The sequence below is a fragment of the Blastococcus sp. TF02A-26 genome (assembly GCF_003319125.1).
In the GTDB taxonomy this organism is placed as follows: Bacteria; Actinomycetota; Actinomycetes; order Mycobacteriales; family Geodermatophilaceae; genus Trujillonella.
The window spans coordinates 24386-48279 of the sequence record NZ_QOHG01000023.1 but is presented as its reverse complement, the minus strand read 5'-3'; the positions used below and the strand labels follow the sequence as shown (position 1 = coordinate 48279).

23 protein-coding genes are annotated in these 23894 nt (G+C 72.4%); 9 read left to right on the top strand and 14 right to left on the bottom strand.

Annotated features, from left to right (window positions below; all coding sequences use genetic code 11):
* The first annotated feature begins 275 nt into the window (after window positions 1–275).
* Window positions 276–629 carry a hypothetical protein gene (locus DQ240_RS20485; protein WP_113841557.1) on the top strand — a complete coding sequence of 118 codons (354 nt, stop codon included), beginning with the start codon at window positions 276–278 and terminating at the stop codon, window positions 627–629.
* A gap of 1010 nt (window positions 630–1639) precedes the next feature.
* On the opposite strand, the gene DQ240_RS20475 is transcribed toward DQ240_RS20485, so the two are convergent.
* Window positions 1640–2596, bottom strand: a complete 957-nt coding sequence (locus DQ240_RS20475) for a Gfo/Idh/MocA family protein (protein ID WP_113841556.1) — start codon at window positions 2594–2596, stop codon at window positions 1640–1642.
* A gap of 118 nt (window positions 2597–2714) precedes the next feature.
* On the opposite strand from DQ240_RS20475, the gene DQ240_RS20470 reads away from it, so the two are divergent.
* The gene (locus tag DQ240_RS20470; RefSeq protein WP_113841555.1) at window positions 2715–3683 is read left to right on the top strand and encodes a glucosyl-3-phosphoglycerate synthase; all 969 of its coding nucleotides are present in this window, start codon (window positions 2715–2717) and stop codon (window positions 3681–3683) included.
* Window positions 3680–4846: a glycosyltransferase gene (locus tag DQ240_RS20465; protein ID WP_113841554.1), complete on the top strand. Its 1167-nt coding sequence runs from the start codon at window positions 3680–3682 to the stop codon at window positions 4844–4846. Before DQ240_RS20470 ends, DQ240_RS20465 begins: the two co-directional genes overlap by 4 nt.
* Here the strand turns inward: DQ240_RS20465 and DQ240_RS20460 are convergent.
* The 5 genes from DQ240_RS20460 to DQ240_RS20440 all read right to left on the bottom strand — a co-directional run bounded on the left by DQ240_RS20460 (window position 4834) and on the right by DQ240_RS20440 (window position 8980).
* Window positions 4834–5193, bottom strand: a complete 360-nt coding sequence (locus DQ240_RS20460) for a transposase (RefSeq protein ID WP_158548823.1) — start codon at window positions 5191–5193, stop codon at window positions 4834–4836. The two genes, DQ240_RS20465 and DQ240_RS20460, sit on opposite strands and share 13 nt — an antisense overlap.
* A 262-nt stretch (window positions 5194–5455) precedes the next feature.
* A complete protein-coding gene (locus tag DQ240_RS20455; RefSeq protein ID WP_199589432.1) occupies window positions 5456–5689 on the bottom strand; it encodes a hypothetical protein in 234 nt (77 codons plus the stop codon).
* 659 nt (window positions 5690–6348) lie between these two features.
* The gene (locus DQ240_RS20450) at window positions 6349–6510 is read right to left on the bottom strand and encodes an alpha helical protein (protein WP_113841552.1); all 162 of its coding nucleotides are present in this window, start codon (window positions 6508–6510) and stop codon (window positions 6349–6351) included.
* A gap of 487 nt (window positions 6511–6997) precedes the next feature.
* On the bottom strand, window positions 6998–8212 hold the full coding sequence (locus DQ240_RS20445) for a zinc-dependent alcohol dehydrogenase (protein ID WP_113841551.1): 1215 nt from the start codon (window positions 8210–8212) through the stop codon (window positions 6998–7000).
* 108 nt (window positions 8213–8320) lie between these two features.
* Window positions 8321–8980 (bottom strand): phosphoribosyltransferase, encoded by a 660-nt coding sequence (locus DQ240_RS20440; protein ID WP_199589431.1) that lies wholly within the window; start codon window positions 8978–8980, stop codon window positions 8321–8323.
* Between the two features lie 205 nt (window positions 8981–9185).
* On the opposite strand from DQ240_RS20440, the gene DQ240_RS20435 reads away from it, so the two are divergent.
* Window positions 9186–10481, top strand: a complete 1296-nt coding sequence (locus tag DQ240_RS20435) for an erythromycin esterase family protein (RefSeq protein ID WP_113841549.1) — start codon at window positions 9186–9188, stop codon at window positions 10479–10481.
* Window positions 10482–10963: 482 nt separating this feature from the next.
* Window positions 10964–11131, top strand: a complete 168-nt coding sequence (locus DQ240_RS23745; protein WP_199589430.1) for a hypothetical protein — start codon at window positions 10964–10966, stop codon at window positions 11129–11131.
* 306 nt (window positions 11132–11437) lie between these two features.
* On the opposite strand, the gene DQ240_RS20420 is transcribed toward DQ240_RS23745, so the two are convergent.
* From DQ240_RS20420 to DQ240_RS20410, 3 genes are all read right to left on the bottom strand, one after another.
* A complete protein-coding gene (locus tag DQ240_RS20420; RefSeq protein WP_113841547.1) occupies window positions 11438–11674 on the bottom strand; it encodes a hypothetical protein in 237 nt (78 codons plus the stop codon).
* Window positions 11675–12048: 374 nt separating this feature from the next.
* Entirely contained in the window at window positions 12049–13842 is a 1794-nt protein-coding gene (locus DQ240_RS20415) for a thiamine pyrophosphate-requiring protein (protein ID WP_113841546.1), read from the bottom strand.
* Window positions 13839–14516, bottom strand: a complete 678-nt coding sequence (locus DQ240_RS20410) for a DsbA family protein (protein ID WP_113841545.1) — start codon at window positions 14514–14516, stop codon at window positions 13839–13841. Before DQ240_RS20410 ends, DQ240_RS20415 begins: the two co-directional genes overlap by 4 nt.
* 164 nt (window positions 14517–14680) lie before the next feature.
* Between DQ240_RS20410 and DQ240_RS20405 the strand changes: the two genes are divergently transcribed.
* Together DQ240_RS20405 and DQ240_RS20400 are read left to right on the top strand one after the other, a co-directional pair.
* The gene (locus DQ240_RS20405) at window positions 14681–16246 is read left to right on the top strand and encodes an alpha/beta hydrolase fold domain-containing protein (protein WP_113841544.1); all 1566 of its coding nucleotides are present in this window, start codon (window positions 14681–14683) and stop codon (window positions 16244–16246) included.
* A complete protein-coding gene (locus DQ240_RS20400) occupies window positions 16243–17355 on the top strand; it encodes a major royal jelly family protein (protein WP_233498861.1) in 1113 nt (370 codons plus the stop codon). The genes DQ240_RS20405 and DQ240_RS20400 overlap by 4 nt, the downstream gene beginning before the upstream one ends.
* A gap of 489 nt (window positions 17356–17844) precedes the next feature.
* Here DQ240_RS20400 and DQ240_RS20390 read toward each other — a convergent pair whose 3' ends face one another.
* Both DQ240_RS20390 and DQ240_RS20385 read right to left on the bottom strand, forming a co-directional pair.
* Entirely contained in the window at window positions 17845–18582 is a 738-nt protein-coding gene (locus DQ240_RS20390) for a GAF and ANTAR domain-containing protein (protein ID WP_113841543.1), read from the bottom strand.
* 352 nt (window positions 18583–18934) lie between these two features.
* On the bottom strand, window positions 18935–20125 hold the full coding sequence (locus tag DQ240_RS20385; RefSeq protein ID WP_233498860.1) for a PP2C family protein-serine/threonine phosphatase: 1191 nt from the start codon (window positions 20123–20125) through the stop codon (window positions 18935–18937).
* A 325-nt stretch (window positions 20126–20450) separates the two neighbouring features.
* Here DQ240_RS20385 and DQ240_RS20380 point away from each other — a divergent pair, with 325 nt between their 5' ends.
* Window positions 20451–20819 (top strand): STAS domain-containing protein, encoded by a 369-nt coding sequence (locus DQ240_RS20380; RefSeq protein WP_147262049.1) that lies wholly within the window; start codon window positions 20451–20453, stop codon window positions 20817–20819.
* Window positions 20820–21062: 243 nt separating this feature from the next.
* On the opposite strand, the gene xerC is transcribed toward DQ240_RS20380, so the two are convergent.
* From xerC to DQ240_RS20370, 3 genes are all read right to left on the bottom strand, one after another.
* Window positions 21063–22196 (bottom strand): tyrosine recombinase XerC, encoded by a 1134-nt coding sequence (gene xerC, locus DQ240_RS20375; protein WP_113841540.1) that lies wholly within the window; start codon window positions 22194–22196, stop codon window positions 21063–21065.
* A gap of 28 nt (window positions 22197–22224) precedes the next feature.
* Complete coding sequence (locus DQ240_RS23155; RefSeq protein ID WP_147262048.1) at window positions 22225–22437, bottom strand: hypothetical protein; 213 nt, start codon at window positions 22435–22437, stop codon at window positions 22225–22227.
* A 65-nt stretch (window positions 22438–22502) separates the two neighbouring features.
* Window positions 22503–22724: a helix-turn-helix domain-containing protein gene (locus DQ240_RS20370; protein WP_113841539.1), complete on the bottom strand. Its 222-nt coding sequence runs from the start codon at window positions 22722–22724 to the stop codon at window positions 22503–22505.
* A 525-nt stretch (window positions 22725–23249) separates the two neighbouring features.
* Between DQ240_RS20370 and DQ240_RS20365 the strand changes: the two genes are divergently transcribed.
* Window positions 23250–23702 (top strand): helix-turn-helix domain-containing protein, encoded by a 453-nt coding sequence (locus DQ240_RS20365; RefSeq protein ID WP_113841580.1) that lies wholly within the window; start codon window positions 23250–23252, stop codon window positions 23700–23702.
* The last annotated feature ends 192 nt before the right edge of the window (window positions 23703–23894 follow it).

The window sequence follows — 23894 nt, the reverse complement described above, 5'->3', positions numbered from 1 at the left end:
ATGCGCATCTTCGGCCACCGGGGGACGCTGAGCTGCCCGGGCGCACTCGGAGAACACCTTGCAGTCCGTCCGCACGGCACTCGACGGGGGCGCCGACGGCGTCGTGCTGGTGCTGGCTCACGACCCGGATCTGGGCAAGGTCCTCGGGACCGGTGCCCGAACAGGGCCGGTCATCGCGGAGATCACGCTCGGTGAGCTGCGCGTGCTCCGGCTCCCGGCGGGCGCTCGCGTTCCCACACTCGCCGAGGCGCTCGACCTCGCCGCGGCGCGCTTTCGTGGTCACCGAGGTCAGGCCCGAGGCCCGAGGTGCGGCCGCGGCTCGCACGGCCAGACTCCTCGCCGCGCTGCTCGACCACCGCAGGAAGCAGTGGCCGGGCGCCGACCGGGTGACCACCTCGTCGTTCGACCTGCTCACCGCCGCCTCCGTCGCCGGCTACGGCACGGTTTCCGGGGCCCTCATCGTCGCGCCCCACGTCGATGGCGACGTCGCTGCCCGGCGTGCCCGGGAGCGCGGTGTGACCGACGTCCATCTGAACCCGGTACACGTCCGGCGCGATCCCGGCGTGGTGGCTCACGTCCACGCGCTAGGCCTCTTGGCGTCCGTGGGGGTCTTCAACAAACCGGTATGAGGTCCGGCAGATGGCCCGACTTGGCATCGACAGAATCTGCACCGACGACCCGATCGGGCTCGCTCGTCAGGGCATCGCCGTCTTGGGCGCAGCGACTCGCACGCGCTGACGCGGATTGGTCGGTACGAACTGGCCTATGGCGTCGGTCGGCTGCACTCGGGCGGTGGTGACAACGTCCTCGGACGAAGTGTTCATCCGCGCACCCATGCCCCTCGTGGATGCACTAGCGCCCCTCGGACCTTGGAGCCTATCCGCAACCCGACGGCGGGGCATGTTCGGTGCGGGTCGCCGCGAAGCGACGCTCACTTCCCGACGGGAGTCGTACCGAACATGAGGACCCGCCGACCCACGTCGAAGTGGACGTCCTCGCTAGGCCTGAGCAGGTTTTGCAAGACGTCGGCATCCTCTGCGGACACCGTGAGAACTTCTTCCCGCACCCCTTGGTCCGTCACGAGTTGCATGGTGAAGACGCCAGCCTCGCCCGCTTCCTGGGCGATCCACGAGAACTGGTAGTGGCTGAGCTGACGGACGCGGATGCTGTCGTCCGTGATGTCACGTTCACTGTGCCTGGCTTCTCTGCCATGACTTGCTCCAGGTGATCGCGGGACCCGGTGCCCACCCGCTGGCTCGGCACGCAATAGAGATTCCCGTCCGTGGTGGCCCACCGAACGCCAACCCCACCTGCTTCGTCGACGGGTGAACGCATCGCGACGACCGAGCCCTCGGCCTCCACCGCCGCGGCTCGGCTGTCGGTCACCCGGGCGAGCTCCATGTAGCCCAGCCGCCGCACCGGGAACGACTGCGCCGGCCGCCGGGTCGAACAGGCCGAACTCGGCGTCCCAGCGGAGGCGAGGTAGGGGCTCGGGCCGCGGTACCAGGTGAACTCGGTCCCGGCAGACAGCCCGCTGTAGAGGGTCTCGGCGCGGAAGCGGCCTCGTCCAGCGGCGGCTCGGGGGTCTCCTCGACCTCGAGCACCCCGGCCCGGGGGACGACGAGCGTGCGGACGACGCTCACCGCGGCACCCGCACCGTCGTCCCGGTGCGGGTGGCCTCGGCGACCGCCCACCCGAGGCGGTGGGTGGCCAGCGCCTCGGCGACGTCGACGAGACCCGGCGGTGCGGGTCGCCCGGAGAGGACGTCGACGAAGGCGCGGTCGACGGCGGTGCGGGGCTCGACGGCGGGTGTGGACTCCTCGTCGCCGCCGGGCGTGCGGACCCGCAGCGCGGTCTCGGTGAGGTGCACCGACGTCCCGTCGGCGACCACCTCCAGCCCGGCTGCGGTCGGGGCCGGCAGCACGCACGAGGTGCTCACCGTGCCGACCGCGCCGGACTCCAGCCGCAGCACGGCGGCGGTCGCGTCGGGCACGTCCCGGCCCTCGCGGGTGGAGGGCGCCGCACCCCCGACCACCTCGGCGACCTCCCCGGCCAGCACCCGCAGCAGGTCGAGCACGTGGGTGGCCTGCTCGACCACCTGACCGCCGGACCGGTCCGCGCGGCTCCACCACGCCGGCGGCGGCGTCGTGCCCCACCACCGCGCGTCGACCAGCCGCACCGTCCGGCCGGCCAGCGCCGCGCGGGCCCGGGCGACGGTGTCCAGGTGCCGCCAGTGGTAGCCGGTCGCCGTCGGCAGCCCGGCGTCCGCGACCGCCGCGGCGACCCGCTCGGCCACCGGCAGGTCGGCGGCCAGCGGCTTCTCGACGAAGAAGGGCAGCCCGGCGCGGACCAGAGCCAGCTCCAGGTCGCCGTGCGCGAACGGCGGCACGCAGACCCACACCGCGTCCGGCCCGCGGCCGAGCAGGGCGTCCAGGTCCGGCGCCTCCGTGCTGCCGACCTCGGCGGCCAGGGCCGCGGCGGCGCCCGGTGCGGCGTCCCAGATCCCGGCCAGCTCGACGTCGGCGAAGCCCGAGAGCACGCGGGCGTGGCGGGCCCCGACCCCGCCCGCACCGACCAGTCCCACCCGGATGCCCATGGCCGCATCGTGCCGTCGGAGCAGGTGAGCCGCGCGCCGACGGGGTGACGGATGGCGCTGTTCCGGGGTAGGCATGGCCGACGGGGACGGGAAGCAGCACCCGACCGAGAGGGTCCGAATGCGCATCGACGTCGCTCGCTGGTTGAACCGCCGCACCTTCTCCGCCCGGGACTACGACCCGTGCCGGCTGCTGGAGCGCAAGCGCCGGCAGGACCTCACGGTGAGCGTGGTGCTGCCCGCCCTGGACGAGGAGCGGACGGTCGGTGCGATCGTCGCGGCGCTGCGCCGGGAGCTGGTCGACGCCGTGCCGCTGGTCGACGAGGTGGTCGTCGTCGACAGCGGGTCGACCGACCGGACGGCGGCGCGCGCCGCGGCGGCCGGCGCCCGCGTCGTGCACGTGGACGACGTCCTGCCCGAGCGCGGGCACGTCCCGGGCAAGGGCGAGGCGCTGTGGAAGTCGCTGTTCGTGACCTCCGGCGACCTCGTGGTCTTCGTCGACTCGGACTTGGTCGAGTTCGACCCGCGGTTCGTCGTCGGCCTGCTCGGGCCGCTGCTCACCGATCCGGCGATCGGGTACGTCAAGGGCCTCTACGACCGGCCGATGCAGACGCACGAGGGGCTGGTGCCCACCGGTGGGGGCCGGGTCACCGAGCTGACCGCGCGGCCGCTGCTCAACGCGTTGTGGCCGCACCTGTCCGGGTTCGTGCAGCCGCTGTCGGGCGAGTACGCCGGCCGCCGGGAGCTGCTCGAGCAGGTGCCGTTCGTGTCGCACTACGGCGTGGAGCTCGGCCTGCTGATCGACCTGGCCGAGCTGGCCGGCGTCGACGCGCTGGCCCAGGTCGACCTCGGCACCCGCCGGCACTCCCACCAGAGCGACGCGGCGCTGGGCCGCATGGCCGGGCAGGTGCTGCAGACCGCGCTGGCCCGCTGCCCCGGCATCGGGGTGCCCGAGGACCGGCTGGTGCAGTACGTGCGCGCCGGGACGGCGGTGGAGGCGGTCACCTGGGAGGTCGGCGTCCGGGAGCGGCCGCCGATGCGCACGGTGCCCGGGTACCGCGGCGCGCGGGTGCGGGGAGCGGACCGGTGAAGGTCCTGATGGACGCCGGCCCCTGGCTGCCGGTGCCCCCGCTCGGGTACGGCGGGCTGGAGAACGTCGTCGCCACGCTCACCACGGAGCTGCGCCGCCGCGGGCACACCGTCGTCCTGGCCACGGTGGGGGAGAGCACGCTGCCGGCCGACGGCCGGGTGGCGGCGTTCCCGACCGGGCGGTTCGCGGAGCTGGCCGCGCCCTACCCGCAGGTCACCGGGGTGGCGCACGCGCACGCGCAGGCGGTCGTGGCGGAGATCGGCCGGCACGCGGCGGCCGGGGCGCCCTTCGACCTGGTGCACACCCACCTGGAGGTGGTGGGCCCGGCGGTGCTCGCCGCGCTCGGCCCGGGCGCGCCGCCGGTGCTGCACACCCTGCACTGGGACCTGCGGCGCAACGCGGAGTTCTACGCGTCGTTCGACGGCGGCGGGCGGGTCTTCTACGCCGGGGTGTCCGACTCGCAGGTGGCCCGCGGCCCGGAGCTGCTGCGGCGGCAGACGCTCGGCGCGGTGCCGCTCGCCGTCCCTCTCCCGGAGGGGCCGCCGGTGCCGCGTGAGGAGCGCTCGGACTCGGTGCTGGTGCTGTCGCGGATCTGCGAGCTCAAGGGCACCGACGTCGCGCTGCGCGCCTGCCGCGCCGCCGGGGTGCCGCTCGTGCTCGCCGGGCCGGTGGGCGGGCAGCCCGACCGGGCCGCGCTCGATGCGGCGCTGGCCGACCCGGCGAGCCCGGTGGCCGGCTACCCGGACGTCCGCTGGTTCCGCGAGCACGTCGAGCCGCTGCTCGACGACGGCTCCGCGCGCTGGATCGGCAGCGTCTCCGGCGCCCGGAAGGACGACCTGCTGCGCCGGTCGCGCGCCGTGCTGTTCCCCATCCGCTGGCCCGAGCCGGGCGGGACGGCGGTGTGCGAGGCGCTCGCCGCGGGGACGCCGGTCGTCGCCTCCCCGCTGGGCTGCCTGCCCTCCCTGGTCGACCCCGGCGTCACCGGCTTCCTCCCCGAGGACGAGGCGGCCTTCGCCGCGGCGCTGCGCCGGCTCGACGAGATCGACCCCGCCGACTGCGCCGCCGCCGCGCGCCGCCGGTTCGCCCCCGCCGTGATGGCCGACGGGTACGAGCGGCTCTACGCCGAGTTACTGCACCGTTCGAGCCTGGCTCAGGCTGCGTGAGACGGACTCCCCGAGCGGCCCGCTGGTCCCATCCGTCTCATGAGCGCATCGAGACCGGCGCGGGACCACTCGCGCTCGCCCTGTTCTCCGAACTTCTCGACGAGGCTCTGATGGAGCTGGATGAACACTCCCAGCTTCTCCCACTCGTGCATCCGCCGCCAACAGGTCCAGCCGGAGCATCCAAGGTCCTCGGGCACCTTGGTCCACGCGATGCCGGTGGTCAGCACGTAGGCGATGCCCTCGAGCACCTGCCGGTCGGGTGTGCGCGGCCGTCCTGTACGCCCATGCAGGGGCACCTCCTGGCGCGGGACGACGGTCTCGAACGTCGTCCACAATTCGTCGCTCACCAATCGCGACGGAGAGGACGTCGTCGACGACATGAGACCAGTCTCCGACTGAGCTGCCCTGTCAGCCACCGATACGCGCTCATGCCGCATCGTCGGCCACGCTCGACCGTCGGTCCACCGCAGGCATCGGCAACGGCACAGACGAGCTGAGCCCGTCGAGGTCAGGAGGGCGGGCGGTGGGGAGGCGCGTCAGATAGCCGCCGGATGCTGCGCGGCGCACAGTGGTGCGTGACCGCACCTGGAGCAGTGGTCGGTCGGCGCATCAGCGGTCGAGCAGGCGGCTCAGCGGATGGCCATCCACCAGCCGGTTCAACCCCGCGTACACGAAGGTGATCCCCGGGCAGGTGCGCCAGTGACCGAGGAGCCGCGGTTTCAGGTGCTCGACGCTGAGCGGCTGGCGGAGCAGGACGTTGTCCTGAAGGTGAATCATGGCCGCGGCCAGGTAGTCCGCGGCCCGCCGGTAGCGGCGCAACTGGTCGGTCGAGACGTCCGGCACGCTCGATGCCCTACCCGTAGCTGAATCGGTGAGCCGGTCACGGGGGCGTCCGCCGGTTCGTGGCGTACTGGCGTACCTCGGATGGTGAGCGCGTCGGGAATCGCCCGGGTTCGGCTGGCGGGCCGCGTACAGGGGGGCGTGCTCGGCGTGGCCGGCGCTGGAAGGGCTCACGCAGTCCTGGCATCACCGTGGGCGGACCGCCGTCGCTGATGAGGTCTGCGACGAGATGGGGTCCAGAGTCCGAGTCGGAGGAGCACCCTCGCGCAGGGTGGCGCCGCGGGCGGCGGCGGTACCGCCGCGGAGCCGCAGTGCCGCCCCTTCCGGATGAAGGTCTCCCGGGCTCTCGATGAGTCGCGTGGATCAGACGGGAGGCGGGGCGGTCGGTGCCGGGGCAATCGGCTCGGTGGGATCCGGCTGCGGCACGGGCGCGGGGCCGGGTGGCGAGACCGGATCGGGGAAGGCAAAGGCGAGGGCGGTTGCGGCGCCGGGGTCGGCGGTGTCGTCATGGGCTTCTTCCCTGTCAGGCGCCTGCTCCCGGTTGTCGCGGCGGTGTGGCCGGTGAATTCCGGAAGGTGGGTGACCACCTGCGCGAGGGGTGCGCCGAACTCGGGCGCCGTCCGAACCGACGCCGGCGTGGGCGACGGCACTTCGGTTCCGCGTCAGCTTTTGTTGCCCGGTTCGTTGCGGCGGGTCTCGAACGTCTTGTGCCCGTTGGGGCACGGGGGGATCTCGTCCCCCTGCGTCACGTGCACCTTCTCGCTGAAGTGGGCGCAGTAGAAGTCGCCGGTCTTCTGCGCCTTCTCGCCGGCGTGAGCGGCCATGGACACCTCCGGGTGTGGTGTTGGGGACAGGGCTGCCGTCGGCTGGAGGATCAGCGCAGGGCCAGTCCGCCGCCTTGCGCCCGGCTGTCGGGGTCGATACCGAGCTCGCGGAGGAGGTCGGCATCGCGAACGGTGTCGACCTCCACGTCCAGCACCTCCTCGGCTCGACGTGCCTGGTCGGTTCGACCGCCGGCGCGCAGTACCTGGACGACGTGCGACCTGTCGATGTTCAGACCGTTCCTCCTCGTTTGCGGCTACCGCCGGAGCGTCCGACAAGACCGTGCGCCGGTCCTCGCCCGTGCCGCAGTCCTGCTGAGGGTCGCGCGAGGTCTCGGCGATGCCGGACTCGCTGTCGTAGCAGGCCTGCTCTGCCGCAACCACGAGGGCGTCCTTGTCGGCGGGGTCGCCGACGTCGACGAGGTGGCCGAGCGCCTCCTGGGCGGTCACGGAGCCGGACACGGCGTCTCCTCTCGTCGGGGGAAGGTCGTCAGGACGACGGGTCGAGGGCGACCTTGGTCCAGCCGGTCTGCCGCTGGTCGAAGGTCTCGTAGGCGTCGATCACCGAGGGCATCTCGCCGACCTGGGTCAGGACCGTGGAGGGGTCGATGGCGCCGGTGCGCACCAGGTCGAGCAGGTGCGGGATGTACCGGCGGTGATTGCAGTTACCCATCTTCACGGTGAGGTTCTTGTTCATCGCCGCACCGGTGGGGAAGCTCGTCATCTGCGGCGGGTAGACGCCAATGATCCCGATGCTGCCGGCCTTGGCCACGGCCTCCACGGCCCACTGCAGCGACTGGCTGGGCGCGTCGCCCGGCACCCAGGTGTCGCCCTGCGGGGCCTGCTCCGGGGCGACCTGCGACCGCTCCTGGTCGAACTGCTCCGCCTGCTGTTCACCGGACTCAGCGGCGGGCCCACTCTTCGGCCGCTGCGCATCGACGCCGACCGCATCGATCACCCGGTCGACGCCGATGCCACCGGTGAGCTCCTTCACGACGGCCACGGGGTCCTCGCTGTTGAAGTCGATCGCCTCCGCGCCGCGGGCGCGGGCCTGATCCAGCCGGCTGCCGATGCCGTCGACGACGAGGACGCGCCCGGCGCCCTGCTGGAAAGCGCTGGTCACAGCGAACTGGCCGACCGGTCCCGCACCGAGCACAAGCACGGTGTCGCCCTGGCCGACCTCGGCGAGACGGGCGCCGAACCAGGCGGTCGGGTAGATGTCGGACAGCATGATGGCCGCGTCGTCGCCAACCTCCTCGGGCACCCAGACGGGGCCGACGTTCGCGTACGGGATGCGGGCGTACTGCGCCTGGAGGCCGTCGATCGGGCCGGTGGTCTGCGGGCCGCCGAAGAAGCAGGTGCCGGCGGCGGCGCCGTTCGGGTTCGCGTTGTCGCACTGGGCGTAGTAGCCGGCCCGGCAGTACGAGCAGGTGCCGCAGCCGATCGTGGACGGGATGACGACCCGGTCCCCCGGGCGTAGGTTCCGCACCCCGGGCCCGATCTCGCGGACGATGCCGACCGCCTCGTGGCCGAGGATCGTGCCCTCGACCATGCCGGACATGGTGCCGCGCACGAAGTGCAGGTCGGTGCCGCAGATGGCGCTCGCGGTGATCTCCACGATCGCGTCGGTGGGGTCCTGGATGGTCGGGTCGGGGACGTCGTCGAGCCGGATGTCCCCGACGCCGTGCCACACCACTGCCTTCATCGCTGAGCCTCTCCGTCGTCGGACCTCACTGGTTGCCCTACCCGACGGACGGCGGCCTACGCCGGGTCGGGTGGGTGCCGCCTGCTCGACCTGCGGGCGCCCGCACGGTCAGGCGCTCGCGCGGGCCAGCGCGTCGCGGACCTCGTCGTCGGTGGTCGCGCGGAAGTCCTCGTAGCCCTGTCCCACCGCGGAGAACGAGTCGGGCGCCCAGAGGCAGACGACGTCGTCCACCTCGTCCTGGAACGCCGTGCAGACCCGGGGGGAGCCGACGGGCACGGCCACGGTGAGCCGTGCGGGCTGCTGCCGGCGGACGGCCGCGACGGCGGCGCGCATCGTCGAGCCGGTGGCGAGGCCGTCGTCGACCACGACGACGGGGCGGCCGTCCAGCGGGGTGGGCGGCCGGCCCTGCCGATAGGCGTCCTCCCGGCGGCGCAGCTCGGTGATCTCGCGCTCCCGGGCCCGGGCGAAGGCCGCCTCGTCCACCTGCACCTGGCCGAGCACGCGCTCCTCGCGGATCGTCTCGACCTCGGAGTCGACGGCGGCGATCGCGCCCATGGCGAGCTCGGGCTGCCAGGGCACACCGAGCTTGCGGACGACGACGATGTCCAACCTCCCGCCCAGCGGGCGGGCGACCTCCGCGGCGACCACGACGCCTCCTCGCGGCAGGCCGAGGACGACGAGGTCGGGGGAGGCGTGTCCGGCCAGGCGGACGGCGAGTGCGCGTCCCGCTTCCGTCCGATCGCGGAAGGGTTTGATGGTCGCGGCCATGGGTCTCCTCCTCCGGGCACACCGGGTCATCCGGGGTGGCCGTCCTCGCCGGGCCCTACCCCGGACGGGGCGACGGCAACGCCGACGCACGGCTCCAGGTGCCCGTCGATCCGCCGCGTTCCCGACGAGCCGCCTCCTGGGCATGCCGACGGGAGCAGGGGGTAGGGCGCCCACGGGATGGAAGATCCCCGGAGGGGGCGCTCGGATGGACGAGGTCGAGGCGCAGGTGCGGGACCAGGCCCTGCCGCTGCGGGATCCGGATGACCTCGAGCCGCTGCTGGAGCGGGTCGGGGACGCGCGGGTGGTGCTGCTCGGCGAGGCCTCGCACGGCACGCACGAGTACTACGCGTGGCGGGCCGCGCTCACCCGTCGGCTCATCGGCGAGCGGGGCTTCTCCTTCGTCGGGGTGGAGGGGGACTGGCCCGACTGCTACCGGGTCAACTGCTCGGTGACGCTGGCCTCCGCCGCCGAGGACCCCCGCGAGGTGCTGCGCGGCTACGAGCGCTGGCCGACGTGGATGTGGGCCAACGAGGAGGTCGCCGAGTTCACCCGATGGCTGCGCGCCCACAACGCCGCGCGTCCGGTCGAGGCGAGAGCGGGCTTCTACGGCCTGGACGTCTACAGCCTCTGGGACTCGCTGCGGGCGATCCTGGGCTACCTGGAGGAGCACGAGCCCGAGCACGTCGAGACGGCCCGGGCGGCGTTCCGCTGCTTCGAGCCCTACGCCGAGGACCCGCAGGCCTACGCCCGAGCCACGCGGCTGGTCCCCACCAGCTGCGAGCACGCCGTCGTGTCCATGCTCGGCGACCTCCGGACGCGGATCTCCGATGACGGGGTGCCGGACCGCGACACGGCATTTAACGCCCAGCAGAACGCCCTCGTCGCCGCCGGCGCGGAGGCCTACTACCGCGCGATGGTCCGCGGCGGAACGGAGTCGTGGAACGTGCGCGACCACCACATGGCCGACACCCTCGACCGGCTCCTCGACCACCACGGACCGGGTGCCAAGGCGGTCGTCTGGGAGCACAACACCCACGTCGGCGACGCGCGGTACACCGACATGGCCGACCGGGGGTTGGTGAATCTCGGGCAGCTGGCCCGCGAGCGGTACGGCGAAGACGACGTCGTCGTCGTCGGCTTCGGCAGCCATCACGGCAGCGTGGTCGCCGGGGAGAGCTGGGGTGCGCCGATGCAGCGGATGCCGCTGCCGCCCGCCCGGCCCGGCAGCACCGAGGCGCTGCTGCACGATTCGGTGCCCGAGGCCAGCGCGCTGTTCCTCTTCCCGCGCGAGCTGCCGACCTGGCTGGCCGAGGAGCGGGCGCACCGAGCCGTCGGCGTCGTGTACCACCCGGGCGCCGAGCGATGGGGCAACTACGTGCCCACTGTGCTGGGCCGCCGCTACGACGCCTTCTGCTGGTTCGACGAGTCCCGGGCGTTGACGCCCCTGCACGACGTCCACACGTCCGGGGCGGAGATGGAGACCTATCCCAGTGCCGACTGACCGCACGGTCGAGGCGCCGACCTCGTCCGTGTCCCTCATCGATGACCTCGCCGTTTCGCGAGGGGCGCGCGGTCTGGTGCTGTTCGCCCACGGCAGCGGCAGCAGCCGGCACAGCCCCGCGACCAGCAGGTCGCCGCCGCCCTGCAGCAGGCGGGCTACGGCACGCTGTTGATGGATCTGCTCACCGAGGATGAGGGGCAGATCGGCGCGGACGCCCGCGCACTCCGCTTCGACGTCCCGTTCCTGGCCGGGCGGCTGACCGACGCGGCCGACTGGCTCGACGACGCCGACGGGATCAGGAGGCTGCCGCTCGCCGTTTTCGGGGCGAGCACCGGCGCGGCCGCCGCGCTCATCACCGCCGCCGACCGCCCCGACCGCATCTCCGCCCTCGTCTCCTGCGGCCGCCGACCCGACCTCGCCGATGACGCCCTGGCCCGGGTCCGAACCCCACGCTCCTCGTCGTCGGCGGTGCCGACCAGCCGGTGGTCGAGTTCAACCGCGACGCCGGAGCCCGCCTCACGACCGAGCACGAGATCGCCGTCGTCCCTGGCGCGACCTCCCTGTTCGTCGAGCCCGCGGCGCTCGAGCAGGTCATGGACCGGACCATCGACTGGCTGAACCGGTGGCTGCTGCCCCGGCTGGCCCAGTGACGGCGCTTGCCTGCGTGCAGTGCCCCGTTGCTGACCAGGGGGTGGTGGGCCGGGGCTCGCCCAACGCGGGACGCCGGGGCCCCCGCCGCCCGGTGATGGTCGCCTACGCCGTCGGCATCCACCACGCCACAGGGTCGCCGACGCCCGGTGCGCCGCTGTCCGGCCACGCCGAGGTCGTCGCGGCCGCGAGGACACCGGATCTCCTCGCGGGTCTCGAGCCGCTACGGGCCGCCGCCCGTCACCGCCTGGTGTTCGTGTGGGGCACGGGGCAGGAGGATGGGTTCCCGCCCATCGTCCGGGCGTAGCTCAGCCTCGGATCCGGCTGGCGAGCATCTGCTTGCCCTGCTCGGCGCCCTTGCGGCTCTCGCCCTGTGCCCGGCGGAAGAGGTCAGCGAGTTCGTTGTCGCCGTCCCGCTCGGCGTCCTGGATGTCGGTCTCCAGGCGCAGGGCGTTGCTCAGGCAGGCCTCGGTGAACCAGATGAGGTTGTAGTCCTTGTCCTTGGTGCCGGTGACGTCGCCGGTCTCGCTGTCGCCGCTGGTCATGACGTCCTCCTGGGGCTGACGTGGTGCCGGCACCGGGGCCCTCCCGGCGCCTCGTCGATCCTGATCGGATCGAGGTAGGCACCGACACGGACAGTCGAGCCGAGCGAGGACGCTGCCGCCACTCGGGATAGCAGTCGACCGACGGTCTCCGACGAGCCGATCCGAACGTCGCCCATGGCCCGGAGGAGCGGTTGGTCACCAGTGACCCACACATGGGCCGGGCCGTTCCTGATCACCGCGGGCCTCGCGACGTCGTTCCGACGGTCGCCCGTGCAGCCTGCAGAACCGCTCGCCCCTACGGCCGAATCCACCGACGGTCGGTCCGTCGCGCTCACCCCGGCGTCGAGCCGGTGTCGGCGAATGGGGGATGGGCCTCAGCTTTGGGTACTGCGTGCCTCGTGTTCGGCGTAGGTGTCGAGCAGTTGCCGGGCGTGCTCGCCGGACGGGCCCTCCTGCGCCAGTCCGGCGCGGAAGGAGCTGAGCTTCTGCTCGCCTGCGGGGAAGGGCGGGAGCAGCGGGACGTCCGGGTCGGTGCGGACCTCGAGGACGACGGGTCGGTCGGCGGCCAGGGCCTGGTCCCACGCTGAGCCGAGCCCGGCCGGGTCGTCGACCCGGATACCGGTGAGCCCGAGCAGGTCGGCGTAGCCGGCGTAGGGGAAGTCGGGCAGCGTCTGGCTGTCGTCGAATCGGGGGTCGCCCTCCATCTCCCGCTGCTCCCAGGACACCTCGGCGAGGTCGCGGTTGGCCAGCACGCAGACGACGAACCGCGGGTCGGCCCACTGCCGCCAGCGGTGGGCGACCGTGACGAGCTCGGCGTTGCCCAGCATCTGCATCGCGCCGTCACCGGAGAGAGCCACGACCGGGCGGTCCGGCGCGGCGAGCTTGGCCGCGAGCGCGTAGGGCACCGCGCAGCCCATCGAGGCCAGCGTGCTGGACAGGTGCGCGGGCACGCCCCGGGGCAGCCGGAGCTGGCGGGCGTACCAGTAGGTCACCGACCCGACGTCGACGGCGACCTGCGCGTCCGCCGGCAGCCGCGGGCTCAGCTCGGCGAGCACGGCCTCGGGGTTGACCGGGGTCGCCGGCGTCCGCGCGCGCTCGGCGGACAGGTCGTGCCAGGACCGGACGGCGCCCTCCACCTCGGCCTGCCACGGGGACCCGCCCCGGTCGGCCAGGAGGGGCAGCAGCGCGCGCAGGGTCTCCGCGGCGTCGCCGGGCAGCCCGACCTCGACCGGGTAGCGGTCGCCGAGGTGGCGGCCGTCGACGTCGATCTGCACCGCCCGCGCCTGACCGGGCGCGGGGTAGAACTCGGTCCACGGGTCGTTGGTGCCGACCAGCAGCAGGGTGTCGCAGCCGCCGAGCAGGACAGCGCTGGCCGTCGTCCCGAGGTGGCCCATCACGCCGGCGGCGGCCGGCAGCGTCTCGTCCACGTACGGTTTGCCGAGCAGGCTGGTGGCGATCCCGGCGCCGAGCCGGTCGGCCACGGCGACCACCTCCTCCTGCGCGCCGCGGGCGCCCTGCCCGACCAGCAGCGCCACCCGCTGCCCGGCGTTGAGCACGTCGGCGGCGGCACGCAGATCCTCGTCGGCCGGCAGGTGCCGGCCCCGCCGCCACGTGGGCGCGGTGATGACCACCCCGTGCTCCTGCTCCGGCTCGGGAGCCGGCTGTTGCTGCACGTCGTGCGGCAGGACGACGACGGTGGGGGAGCGGGTCTCCAGCGCGGTGCGGAACGCCCGGTCGAGCACCATGGCCGCCTGCTCGGGCGCCGTCACGGTCTGGGCGAACTGCGCGGCGACGTCCTTCACCAGCGACAGCAGGTCGATCTCCTGCTGGTACTCGGCGCCCAGCACGGTGCGCTGCTGCTGACCCATGACCGCGACCACGGGCACGCCGTCGAGCTTGGCGTCGTAGAGCCCGTTGAGCAGGTGGACGGCACCCGGCCCCTGGGTGGAGAGGACGACGCCCACGCCGCCGGTGTACTTCGCGTGCCCGACCGCCATGAATGCGGCCGCCTCCTCGTGCCGCGCCTGGACGAACGCCGGGTCGCCGCCGGCCCGGCGCAGCGCGCCCATGACCGCGTTGATCCCGTCGCCGGAGTAGCCGAACACGCGCGGGACGCCCCACGCGCGCAGCCGCTCGACGACCAGGTCCGCGACCAGCCGGTCGCTCACCGCGATGCCCCGGCGGCGCGCCGCACCAGGTCCTCGTAGGCCGACGGGTCGTCGGCGTCGACCACCGGGTAGCGGGCGTCGGAGGAGTGTTGCTCGGTGCCGGGGTTGTGCACGTCGGAGCCGTCGGCGAGGAAGAAGTGCGGGCTGCCCTGCACCTCGCCGGCGTGTGTCCGATAGTCGGCCATCATCGGCCCGCGGGCGCGGCCGTCGTCCAGGGCGGCGGCGATCGCGTCGGCGTCCACGGCGTCGCAGCCGCGGGCGACGTCCACGACCTCGTGCAGCATCGAGATGCAGCGGCTGTCGCGGAAGAAGGCCAGCCGTAGAGCCATGTCCAGCTGCTCGGCGGCGGCCGGCGACTGCGCCTTCGCGGCATGCACGGCCTCGTTGGTCAGGAGCACGGTCACCGGCCAGTCCGAGGGCTGTCCCTGCCACGGGGTGATGCCGAGTTCGGGCTCGAGCTGACCGACGACGGGGAGCTCGGCGTTCAGCATGCGCATGGGGATGGCGAAGGAGTTGACGTCCTCGAGGAGGAAGAGCCGGTGGTCGACGTGCACGGCGTCGTCCAGGCCGAGGCGTGACCGGGCCGTGTAGAAGCGGTGCAGGGCCACGGTGGACCACGCGCAGATCACGTCGGTGTAGACGGCCACGGTTCCGGGTGCCACCTCGACGGTCATGGCTCAGGCCGTACCCCGTAGTGGTTGTGACACGCATCGACCCGGCGGTGTAGCTGCGGATACGGCGGGTAGGTGGCGCACGACGGATCGCTCGTCACGACGGGACGGCGGCTGAGACCAGGCGTGTGCCGACCGCCCTCACATCCACCGCGAGGAGCTCTTCTGTGGCGCTGTCCTACCCGACCCAGCCCGGCGACATCGACCACCTGATCGCCGACGACCACGCGGTCGTCGAGCGGCAGTTCCAGCACCTGGAGGCCGGCCGCGGCAACCGTCGGGTGCTCGTGGACCAGATCTCGCTGGAGCTGGCGTTGCACGCCTTTGCCGAGGAGACGGTGCTCTACCCGATCTGGCCCGAGGTCGGCATGACCGACGAGCACGACGACGCCGAGCACGAACACCAGCAGATCAAGGAACTGCTCGTCGTCCTCGGCCGGACCGAGCCCGGCGAGGCCGAATTCGAGCAGGCGCTCACGAAGCTCATGGAGGTCGTACGCCACCACGTGCACGACGAGGAGGACGAGGAGCTGCCGGAGTTCCGTCAGAAGGCCGGCCCCGAGCGGATGGCCGAGCTCGGCGGACAGTTCCTCGCCGCCAAGCGGCAGGCGCCCACCCGGCCGCATCCGCACGCGCCGAGCGAGGGCCTCGCCGAGCGCGTCGCCGGTCTGCTGGCCAAGCCGCTGGACTCCGTGCGCGACTTGCTCTCGGGCAAGCAGAAGGAGATGGCGACCGACCCGTCGGGCCTGCTGACGCCGCAGGCGCAGGCGATCGTCGACGCGCACTCCTCGCTGGGCCCGCTGCCGTTCGAGATCCTGGAGCCCGCCCAGGCCCGGAAGCAGCCCGGCCCGGACGACGCGGTGAAGAAGGTCATGGCCGACCGCGGCATCTCCGGCCCCGAGCCGGTCGGTTCGGTCGAGGACCGGATGATCCCCGACGGCGCCGAGGGTGAGATGAGGGTGCGGGTGTACACGCCGGCACAGGCGCCGGCCGGCCCACTTCCGGTCATCGTGTGGATCCACGGGGGCGGCTGGGTGCTGTTCGACATCGACACCTACGACGCCTCGTGTCGCGGTCTGGCGAACAAGACCGGCGCGATCGTGGTCAGTCCCGACTACCGGCGGGCACCGGAGGCGGTGTTCCCGGCGTCCCACGACGACGTCCTAACGGCCTATCTGTGGACCGTCGCGCACGCTGCGGAGCTCGGCGGCGACCCCACCCGTATCGGCATCGGCGGCGAGTCCGTGGGCGGGAACATGGCCCCGGCGACCGTCCTGCAGCTCGCCGAGGCGGGGGAGCCGCTGCCATCGGCGGTGGTCTGCGTCTACCCGCTGACCACGGGCGAGCAGTTCGGCGAGTCGATGGACGACGCCGCCGACGGCCGCCCCCTCAACCGGCCGCTGCTGTCGTGGATGGCGATGCACGCGTTCCAAGGCGTCCCGGAGGGCGCGAAGGACCCGCGCGTGGACCTGCTCGGCTGGTCGTCGGAGCAGCTGGCGCAGATGCCGCCGACGCTGGTGATCACCGACGAGCGGGACGTGCTACGCAGCCAGGGGCAGGAGTTCGCCCGCAAGCTGGAGGCGGCGGGGGTGCCGACGACGCACCGGTTCTACGCCGGCGTGATGCACGAGTTCTTCGGCGCCGCGGCCGTCCTGGACGAGGCCGACCAGGCCCAGCGCGAGGCGGCGCAGCACTTCACGCGCGCCTTCGGCACCGCAATGGCGGCCCGGTGAGCACGGCCCAGCAGCCCGCGGCGGACGAAACGCTCGGCGGGCTGGAGGTCGTGCACCTGTTCTCCGGCGCGATGCCCACCGGCGTGACCGTCTCCCACACCGGCCGGGTGTTCGTCTGCTACCCGAAATGGGGCGATGACGTCGGCTTCACGGTCGGGGAGATCCGTGAGGGCCAGGAAGCTGCTGCCTTTCCGGACCAGGAACTCAACGACAACCGGTCCGACGCCGACCCCGAGAGGTTCGTGTCGGTGCAGAGCGTCGTCGTCGACCCCGCCGACCGGCTGTGGGTGCTCGACACCGGCAGCCCGATGTTCCAGCCCACCGAGCACGGCGGACCGAAGCTGGTCTGCATCGACCTGGCCACCGATCAGGTCGTGCAGACGATCCTTTTCCCGACCGAGGTCGCACTGCCGACGACCTACCTCAACGACGTCCGCTTCGACCTGCGCCGGGGCGAGGCGGGGATGGCGTTCATCACCGACTCCTCCGACCAGGGGCCGAACGGGATCATCGTCGTCGACCTGGCGACGGGGCAGTCCTGGCGGCGGCTGCACGAGCACCCGAGCACCAAGGCGGTGACCCCGCCGGACCTGCGGATGGTCGTCGAGGGCCAGGAGTTCATCGAGCGCGCCGAGGACGGGACGACGTCGCCGATCTGCATGGGTGCCGACGGCATCGCGATCTCCGCCGACGGCGAGCGGCTCTTCTACTGCCCGATGGCGGGCCGGCGCTGGTACAGCGTGTCGGTCGATGCGTTGGTCGACCGGTCCACGGACGACGACGATGTCGCCGCCACCGTGCGGGACGAGGGCGACAAGGGGTGCGTCAGCGACGGCCTGGAGACCGACGACGCCGGCCGGCTCTACGTCACCGACGGCGAGCACAACGCGATTCACCGTCGGCTGCCCGACGGCACCTGGGAGACCGTCGTCCATGATTCGCGGCTGCTGTGGCCGGACACCATGAGCGTGGCCGCCGATGGCTTCCTCTACGTCACGGCCAACCAGCTGTACCGGCAGGACAAGTACCGCGGCGGCCGGGACGAGCGGCGCAAGCCATACGTCCTGTTCCGGACTTCGATCGACGCGGGCCCGGTCCGCCTGCGATGAGCCCTCCGGTACCGGAGACCCAGGCGGACGGAGGAACTCCGGGAGGGACCGACCTGCGCGCCGGAGAGGTCCTCAGGACCCGGACGCGGCGGACCGCGGCCGGGCCCCCAGGGGTCGTGTCAGCCGAGGGCGGTGACGGAATCTCGGCAGGCCTGCTCGCAACGGCGGCAGGCGTCGGCGCAAATGCGAGGGCGCTCGGGCATGTCTTCGTGACGAGCACACTCGTCGCCGCACGCCTTGCAGGCCGCGGCGCAGGTGAGCACGACCGCCGCCGTTCGGCGGTGGCCCCCGGTCAACCGGGCTCTCGCGGGCGGTCGCGCCGCCTCACCACACGGACGTCGGATTGGGAACGGTGGCGGTCCCGTCGCGGTGGAGCAGCTGGTGGTCGAGCCGGGGCGGGTGAGCTGGCCGTCGAGGAACGGCGGCGTCCCGGTCAGCATCATCATCCGCCGGTGATGCCGCAGCGCTCGGCGTCCCGACGGGTGTCGTTCAGTTCTGGTGCCGATCCTGACCGGCGACACCGTCGACGATTCCCTGCGCGATGTCGCGCAGCTTGCGGTTGGACCGCTGTGAGGCGGCGGCGAGGAGGTCGAACGCCTCCGTCGCGTCGCAGCGTCGTTGGCTCATCAGGATGCCTTTGGCCTGTTCGATGACGGCCCGGGTGCGCATCGCGATGTCGAGGTGTTCGGCCAGCTCGCGGGCGCTCTCGTAGAGGTGCATGTTGTGGATCGCGACGGCGGCGTAGGAGGCGAACGTTCGGGCCACACCTTTGGCGTCGTCGTCGAAGGCGTGGGCCTCGACCGCATAGAGGTTGAGGCCGCTATGGATGCCTTCGCGCACCGGCACGGGCACCGAGATGGAGCTCAGCGATCCGCGTTCGACGCAGATCCGGGTGTAGTCGGGCCAGCGCGTCTCCTCGCGGGCGTCGGTGATCTCCCGGATCTCCTCGCCGACGGCCGCCTCCAGGCACGGGCCGTAGCCGCGGCCGTACTGGGTCTCGTCGAGCTCGAGGGCGAGTTTGCCGGTGTAGGCGGCTGTCGTGGCCTTGTCGGCGGCGATGAGGCTGACTGAGGCCTCCGCGACGCCGGGGATGACCTCTTTGGCCAGTTCCGCAACCCGTTGCAGCATCGCGTCCATCGACGTGTTGTCGAAGGAGAGTCCACCCAACTGCGCGAATGCGTCGCGTGGGTCGAGGGGTGGGCGTTCGGCGTGCTGGTCTGCGCTCATCGGTGCCGGGCCCATCTGGTCGGCCGACGGCGAGGAGGTCTCGACGACGGAAGGTGCGTGTGCTCGGCTGGTCGAAGGCAACTCGGCCAGAATTTCCTCAACCGGCGGCGCTCGGCCGGGCGGACGTAGATCCGAGCACCAGGCGTATCGCTGACCCTACGCGCGAGGCGCCCGTCAGGACAGGACGGTCCGATGTGGATGCCGGACCTCCGCTCAAGGACGGCCGGTCGCAGGCGTCCCCGATGATGGGCGGCCGCGGACCAGACTCACCGGGCGCAGTCGCGCGGGGAGCCCAGCCGCGCCGTGCTCGACGGCCGGTCGTAGGACATTTAGTGGGTCTCGGCTGCAAGGTTCAGCGCTCCAGCTGCAGCTGTGCTTCATCGCCGGTCAGCCACTCCAGGACCACGATGCTGGCGTCGTCCTGGAGTTGGTCGGCCTGATGGGTGAGGATGTGGCGCATCAGCCGCCGGACGGTCTCCGGGGCGGAGTCGCCGGCGGCCACGGCGGCGGAGATGAAGTCGGCCAGCCGCTGCTCGCCGAAGAACTCCCCGTCCGGGGAGCGGGCCTCGATGACGCCGTCGGTGTACAGCAGCACCCGGTCCCCGGGTTCAAGGCGGGTCTCGCAGCAGGTCGGTTTGGTCTCCTGCAGCCCCAGCGGTCGGCTGGGCGGGCAGTGCGGCGGCTGCACCAGCGAGGTGCCGCGCACGATGAGGGGTGCGGGATGCCCGGCGTTGACCCACCGCAGCCGGCCGGTGTCGATGTCGAGGCGAGCGAGCACGGCGGTGGCGAATTGGCTGCCGGTGAACTGCCCCGCGATGGCGGTGTTGATCTCGGCGGCGATGTCGGGCAGGTCCAGTGCATTGCGGCGGGCGTGCCGGTAGGCGCCAACCGCGACGCTGGCCAGCACCGTTGCCGGCAGGCCGTGCCCGACCGCGTCGATGACCAGCAGATCGGCCGTGCTCCCGTTCACGGCGTAGTCGAAGGAGTCCCCGCCGATGTCGTAGGCCGGCTCCAGGCCGCCGGTGATGACGAGCCGCTCGGTGCCGAAGCTCAGCGGCGGCAGCAGCTCCCACTGCATCTCCGCGGCCAGGGACAGGGTCTTGCGCCGGCGCAGCCGGGAGAAGACGTCGCTGTAGGCGTCGTTGACCACGATGAGCTCGGCGACCAGGGTGACGAACACCCGCAGGTCATGCTCCAGGTCCGGACTCGGCGGAGCCGGCAGTTCCAGCTCGGCGACGCCCAGCCGCTCCACCCCGTCCAGCAGGGGCACCCACAGCCGGTGGCTGCCCTGGGTGGCCGTGCTGTTGACCATCTCCACCCGCCGGAAGGCGCGCCCGGCCATCGTGCCCTCGATCGGCAGCTCCTGGCGCTCCGGCACCCCGGCGCCGGGCAGCGGGAGCAGCGTGGCCTGCTCGTAGTCGGCCAGGTAGAGGACTGTGTCCCGGACTCCCATCCGCCGGGCCTCGGCGGCTGCGGTGGCGGCCAGGTCGTCCGGTGCAAGCAGATGCGACGCGCGCAGCAGCGAGCTCAGGGAGTCCGTCACCGAGCAGGCGTTCTTCCTCGCGCTCTCATGGAGGCAGACGGTAGCCCCGCGTCCACGCCCGGTGTCCGTCCTCGGCCCGGCGATGTCAAGGGCAGGCCTCCCAGCCAGCGATTCGCTAATGCTGACTGCGCTGCTCCGGGTGCCGACGTGCACCAGCCCGCACGGCGCGTCGTCGCGTCGACATCGGCTGCGGCCGGGTGGCTGATCGGCGTAGGGCGGGCTAGCGTCGAGACGGGTCGAAAACGCGGCCACTCCCGCAGTGCTGCGGGCGCCGGGTTCCTCCCTCTGTCGCCGGCGACCATGCTCGTCCGCCGAGGTGATCGTGGTGGCCCTGCGGTCCATGTTCCCGGCCGAGGCGCGTCCCGACGACGTCCCGGAACTCTTCGCCCATCTGGACCTGGTCACCGGCCGGGTCGAGCTGGTCGGGCGACTCGACCACGCGACCGCGCACCTGCTCCATGACGCCGTCTCCGCGCTCCTGGTGACCAGCTGTGCGCAGTGGACCGTCGACGTCACCCGGGCGACGGTGAGCGACCACCACGGCTTGCGTGCCCTGGCCGTCGCCTACCGCCGCGCCGGCCGGCACCACCGGCAGTTCCTCCTGCTGGGAGCGTCTCCCACCGTCCAGCGTGCCGCGCTGCAACTCGGCGGCAGCGAGTCTTCAGCTGTTGCCGGCCAGGTCTGCCCGAACTGAGGCCGACCCCGCGGACATGTGACGGCGCCAGCCCGACAGTCGTCGGCGCTGGTCCGCCGGGCCTGGTCCAGCGGGATGCCCTGCAGCGCGCCCATCGCCGAGAAGCCGCCGCGGCGCACGCCGGTGGGCAGCGACGCGGCGAGTGCGGCCAGCGGCCGAGAACCCGGGCCCACGGACATGTCGCGGTGGTCCTTGCCCCGCAGGTACCGGCCCACCGCGTGGGCGGCGTTGACCCGTGTCTGATCAGGTCGAGGCGGCACCGTCCGCTTGCCTCACTGCCGCGCTCATGGCGGCCGCGAGAGCGGCATCTCTTTCTTGCTCGGCGCGTTGGTATCGCAGCGCCGTGGCGGGCGAGGCGTGCCCGAGCCGGTGCATCAGTTCCTTCGTGGTAGCGCCATGCCGGGCGGCGATGGTGGCGCCCCAGCCGCGCAGGTCGTGTAGGTGAGAGCCGGGCGGGAGTCCGGCCGTCTCGGCTGCTGGAGCCCATACGCGTGCCGAAAAGTTGTTGCGTCGGATCGGCCCGCCCTTGGGTCCTACGAAGACCAGCCCTTGTGCGCCGGGCTGGGCATACGTCGCGAGGTGGTGCTCCAGGTCGTCGATGATGTGCGGCGGGATGGCCACCGTTCGGCGGCCGGCGGCCGACTTCGGCGGTCCGTAGGAACGTTCCTGCCCGATCACGTCGACGACCGAGCTCCTCACGCTCACGGTGCCTGCGTCGAGGTCGAGGTGTTCCCGGCGCAGCGCCGACAGTTCACCGATGCGCAGGCCCGTCCAGGCGGCCAGGAGGATCAGCGCTCGCCAGCGATCCTCGACGGCATCGACGAGTGCCTGGACCTGAGTGAGGGTGAACATCGGTCGCTCGCTGGATCGTTCCTGCCCCGCCCCACGGATGGAACACGGGTTTCGAGCGATGAGGTTGTCGTCGACGGCCGTGGTGCAGATGGCACGCAGCAGCCGGTAGCACTTCGCTGCCGTGACCTGGCCCGGCCCGCTGGGGCCGCTGATTTTGCCGTACCAGGACCGGACGGCGGACGCCTCCAGCTGGCGCAGCGGCGTCGATCCTAGGGCAGGCGCGATGTGGTTCTTGAGTTGTGCCCGGTAGAGCTCCGCAGTGCGGGGTGCCAGCGGTCGGCCACGGACGAGTCGGGTGTCGACCCACCGTTCGGCGTATACCTCGAGTGTCTCCTGGCCCGCCTTCGGATCGATCCAGCGCCCCGAGTCCAACTCGGTCTGCACCTTGGCGAGCCACCGATTGCCGTCAGCCTTGGACGAGAACGTGTGCGGCGCCGAGACCTGCTTGCCCGAGCCATCCGGGTATCGAGCCTGGTAGCGGCCCGAGGGAAGCCGGCGGACGGTGCCCCAGGCTCTGCGACCCATGACGACCTCCTGTTCCTTCCCGCGGACATCAGGTTGCGGTGGTGCCGACCCGGTCGGTGGCGGTTGCGTCGATCCGGGCATAGCCGTCCACCGCGTCCACACAGGGCTTGACTTCGCCGAGACCAGGTGCTTGCGGAGCCAGCGAGATGGTTTTCATCCGCGGCCCGCAAGATCTTGCTGCTCGCACGAGGTCGGTCGCATGGCCGCCGGGGACGACGGCGAGGTCGGCACCCAGTGGCACGGGAAGGTCGTTGGACGGTCGCGGTTCCCGCTGCCCGGCCCACCCAGCGCGCGCCGCGAGTCGGGCTACCCCTCATCTGCGACACGTCCGGCCTCGATGAAGTCGTCGAGGGTTGAACGCTGGACCCTGACGTACTTGCCGAGCTTGACGTACGTGATCCGCCGTTGAGCGATCAGCCGACGGATGAACCGCTCTCCGGTTCCCAGGTAGTCGCCGGCCTGCGCGACGGTCAGCAACGGATCGTGCCGACCGTCGAGCGCGGCCCGCTTCGACGTGGTCCCGGGCATCAGGTGCCGACCTGCCAGTCGGGACTCGCCCGTCCGGGGAGGCTGCGGCCGGCGGCCGGCCAGCACCGTAGCCGGCATGGACGACGTCGCGGCCGGGGATGGGCTGCAGGTCTCATGCCCCACAGCCTCGACAGCCAATTCCGGTCTTCCTGCAGTCGCTGGGACCGCGGCTTGGTGCTTCGCCGCGATGACGCGGGCACCCTTGGCAGCCGCGCGGGGGCGCCGGCGTTGCTGAACCCACCGTCCTGCGGGTCGACTCCGGCTCTGGACGGAGGCGGCTGCGCGGCCCGCTATGCACCTGCGGAGATTCTGCAGTGCACAAGAGGCCGCCGAGGAACCCGACGTGCTCTCGCCCCGCGCCAGCTCACAGCTGCCCCGGTTTTCGGTTTCGGGCGTGCACGCGCCAGTCGACCGGTCACGGCGCGCCGGCGCGATGAGGGGTGTTCTCCGCCAGCGGGGGACGTGGTGAGCGCTAGGGTCCTGAGCCACGGACGGGTGTCCACCGATCGGGTGATGGAGGCTGCCGTGGCGCGGCCGCTGCTTCGAGGCGATCGCCTGCAGGCTGCCCGGGAAGCCATGGGTCTTACTCGAGAAGAACTGGCCGAAAAACTGGAGCTTTCGAGCCCATCGCGCATCAGGGTATGGGAGACGGGACTGGAGCGGCCGCGGCCTCGTTACGTACCGCGGTTGGCGGCCGCCGTGGGCGTCGACCCCCTGCACCTGCTCGACGTCGATCCCGAGGACCCGCCGCTGGCGGCTCTGCGCTTGGCGGCCGGACGCGCCACGAACGAGGTGACTGGTCCCGGGCTGTCGGTCATGACCTACGTGCGCCTGGAGGACGGACGAACCGGGGCGGTTCCCTCGGCCGAGGTGATCGGCGCTGTCGCCGACGTTCTGGGCGTGGACGTCCCTCGCGTGGAGGCGGCCGTCCGCCGTAGTCGCAGCGACCAGTCGGCCTTGGCGTCCTCCGGCGGCTGAACAGGAGAATTACTGGAGGAAGAAGCTTGCTCTCCTGGACGACTGCGGTGGTAATTTCCCGCGCACGTTGCCCCGGGAGGTGGCCATGGGCCGCACGTCGAAGTCAAGCGTGGCGTGCTCCTGCGTTCTCCTGAGCCAACTGCCCCGGCACATAGCGGTCTCCCTGGTGGTCCAGGGCGACCTGCCCACCCG